At 43.4% G+C, this 3042-nt stretch carries 3 protein-coding genes; all 3 read right to left on the reverse strand.

Annotation, left to right across the window (positions count from 1 at the left end; genetic code table 11):
- Positions 1–301: 301 nt before the first annotated feature.
- The 3 genes from IT291_01295 to IT291_01305 all read right to left on the reverse strand — a co-directional run bounded on the left by IT291_01295 (position 302) and on the right by IT291_01305 (position 2365).
- Positions 302–1468 carry an ATP-binding protein gene (locus IT291_01295; protein ID MCC6219857.1) on the reverse strand — a complete coding sequence of 389 codons (1167 nt, stop codon included), beginning with the start codon at positions 1466–1468 and terminating at the stop codon, positions 302–304.
- Between the two features lie 304 nt (positions 1469–1772).
- Positions 1773–2156: a PIN domain-containing protein gene (locus tag IT291_01300; protein ID MCC6219858.1), complete on the reverse strand. Its 384-nt coding sequence runs from the start codon at positions 2154–2156 to the stop codon at positions 1773–1775.
- Complete coding sequence (locus IT291_01305) at positions 2150–2365, reverse strand: hypothetical protein (GenBank protein ID MCC6219859.1); 216 nt, start codon at positions 2363–2365, stop codon at positions 2150–2152. The genes IT291_01300 and IT291_01305 overlap by 7 nt, the downstream gene beginning before the upstream one ends.
- Positions 2366–3042 lie beyond the last annotated feature (677 nt).

The following is a 3042-nucleotide window of genomic DNA, read 5'->3' on the forward strand; positions in this document are numbered from 1 at the left end:
GCAGGATCGTGAGTAAATTTGGTTTACTGGATTTTGTATTTGGATAAGGGAAGAGTGTTCGCAGGAGCATGTGATGGGAGGTAGGCTCGGGGCTGACTGCCTCTGGCTCCACTGCCGCTTTTGTTGGAGATTTGTGGTCTCTAGTAGTTAAGTAGCATGCTATACCGTTTCCAAAAAGTAAAAATTTTTACTTTTTGGAAACGGTATAGGAAAACAATTACCAGTAAGTAAATTTCTTTTGCGCTCGCTTGTAGCTAGCCTCTTAGGTCTAATGGTTGCGTTACTATTAAATGGAAATATTTTAGAGGTTAGTCAGCCCTAGGGCTTTTAAGCCCTCTGTCCAGTGAAGGCAAAGCACTCCTTGAATCTCTTTGGCATGAGTGTCTCTTGAAAAACAGTAAGGAGAACTGTTAGGGATATCCTTTGCTAGGCGACTTAGGTGGCGAATGTCGTCTTCGGTAACGCGCTCAGTTGATTTTATCTCAATTAATGCGCGCGAGTCCCCAGGCCGCTCAATTATTAGGTCGATCTCTGCCCCATCTTGTGTTTGCAAATAGGAGAAAGCGTAGTCCTTTTCGCAGTATGATTGCAAATGCATAATTTCAGCGATTAGAAACTGTTCAAATGCTTTCCCAAAGGCGTATGTTTGCGGCAGTAACTTTACCGTTAGCGTTCTATCGAGAGCGCGCTTAACTCCGGTATCAATAAAATAGAATTTGGGATTTCCACGCTGTCGCTTTCTTACGGATTCATGAAAAGGTTCTAAAAGAAAACCAACTAATGTCTCTTCTAGTATTTGAAAGTATGATTGAACGCTCTTAATGGAAACGCCTACATCTCTTGCTATCTTTGCATAGTTGATAATTTTGCCAGAATCTTGTGCGGCCACTTGCAGGAAACGGCGAAACGGATCTAAGTTCCGCACCAACTGCTCTTGAGTGACTTCTTCCTTTAGGTATGTGTTTACGTACGAGCGCAAGTAATTTCGCTTTTCCGATTCATCGTTAAGTGAATAAAGAAGTGGCAATGTCCCCCATTCTAGCGCCTCCGTAAGCTCAAATCGACCCTTGAGCTCAACGGAGGTTAGGGGATAGAGGTAATAAACAAAAGCTCTTCCAGCAAGCATATTGGCACCTTCGCGTTTAAGCTTACGAGCACTAGAGCCGGTTAGAATAAAGCGAACATTGGTTGATTCGATTTGTTGATGAATAATGTCTAGTAGCTTAGGAACCTTTTGCACTTCGTCTATAATGACGCATTCTAGCTTGGAGCCAAAACCGCGTATGCGTAAAAGTAGTTCCTTTGGATTTAGCGAGAGGGCATCGACTTCGTCTGGATCTAGTAAGTCGACATAAAGGCACTTCTCGTTAATAAATCGCTCCTTTAGCAGGCTAGTTTTTCCCGTCCCTCGAGCGCCAAACAGAAAAAAATGATGTGATTTTGCTAACTTAATTACTCTCTCAATCATGCTCCATAATTTGCCTGCAAATATGTAGCGTTGTCAATATTTTCTTCGTCGTTGGTGCAAGCTCTCGAAAACGATAAATAAAGACGGGATGCGTTTTTGGAATTGCCTATTGCAGAGTTAAACATTAGGAGTTTGCGTTTTATACCATTTACAAAAAGTAAAATATTTAACTTACTTTTTGGAAACGGTATACAACCTTCTTGCCGAGGTGAATTTACAATGACCCCGCTGCCTTATGGCACACGGTTAGAGAGCTAGTAAAGCAGAAGCAGTCCTCAAGCTGATTTAGCGCACATTCCATTGCTTACTCGCTCCCCATTACCCGCAATCGACCGATTTTCGCGAAATGCCTAAAATCGCGGTCGCGGGTAATAAGTGTAACGTTATGGTCAATACAGCTTTGGGCTATGAGGGCATCGGCTAATCTCGCCTTAAATCCTTTAGCTAAGATCGATGCTCTTAGTAGTCCGGCCCGACTCCAAAAGCCATTTGAGGTTTCCAAGACTGGAATGCTTAGAAAAAGCTCGCGCACTTCTCGGCTGAGATTGGAATCGCTAAGAAGCTCGGTTAACACGACAGGGGGGAAAACTGCATTTTTTTGTTCAAATGCCAAATCGACTAGCTCAACATCCTCTCCTCGCTGGTTAGCAAGATATGCCACCAAGGAGCTAGTATCTATCGCTACCATCTTCGGTCAGCACGCAACTTATTAACATCCAAATTCAAGCGCACTTTCCCCCTCAACTTTCTAAGCTCTTCATACGAGCTACTCGCTGCCATAAGCTGCAACGCCTTGCGCACGGTATCGGAAATTCCAACCCCGGTTTCCTCCTGTGCCCTTTGTAGCAAATCTTCCGCCACATATAAGGTGATTTTCTTTTGTCCCGTTTGCTTCATTTCGATTATATTTTACCAGCACAGGTACCGTAAGTCAATATGGCATATTTTGCAAGCTTGCCAGCGTATTGCCAACCAGAGAAAAAAGTCGCTCCTGGTTTCGTTAACGGCTTAAATCATAGGATTAAAGCTTTTCAGCTAGTGTGAGCGAGGATATCCGCCCATTTTCTACCATTTACAAAAAGGATTTTTGTAAATGGTAGAAACAGCAAGCGCGTAAGCACTTGCCAATAAACAACAAATACCGTTTCCAAAAAGTAAGTTAAATATTTTACTTTTTGGAAACGGTATTCTGACGAGCAGCATTAGCACTGGGGCGATTAAGGTACTTGGTAAGAATATTACAACACATGCGAATCTCAATGTCGTCCCCGCCCTAAAAGACGCTTCATGGGAGTTGGCTCAGGCCTTTGTGAAATTTGCAAATCCTCTAGCGCCCGTAACATTGGTTCAGGACATCAAAAACACGACAAACAATTTCCTTGTTCAGGCTGGGATACGGTAGAGAGATAATCCATTAGGGCGGAAGCCCACTCTTTGCGGCGTTTTCGTAGCAACGAGCTTGACACCATAACCTAAAAACCATACAACTTAAAAACCTAAAATATGCAAAGTCGATCGACCTAGAGGATGTCTTGGGCATGATAACGCCTTCAGAGATGCTGGCTTCCGGCGGC

The organism is Deltaproteobacteria bacterium (assembly GCA_020845775.1).
GTDB lineage: Bacteria > Bdellovibrionota_C > UBA2361 > SZUA-149 > JADLFC01 > JADLFC01.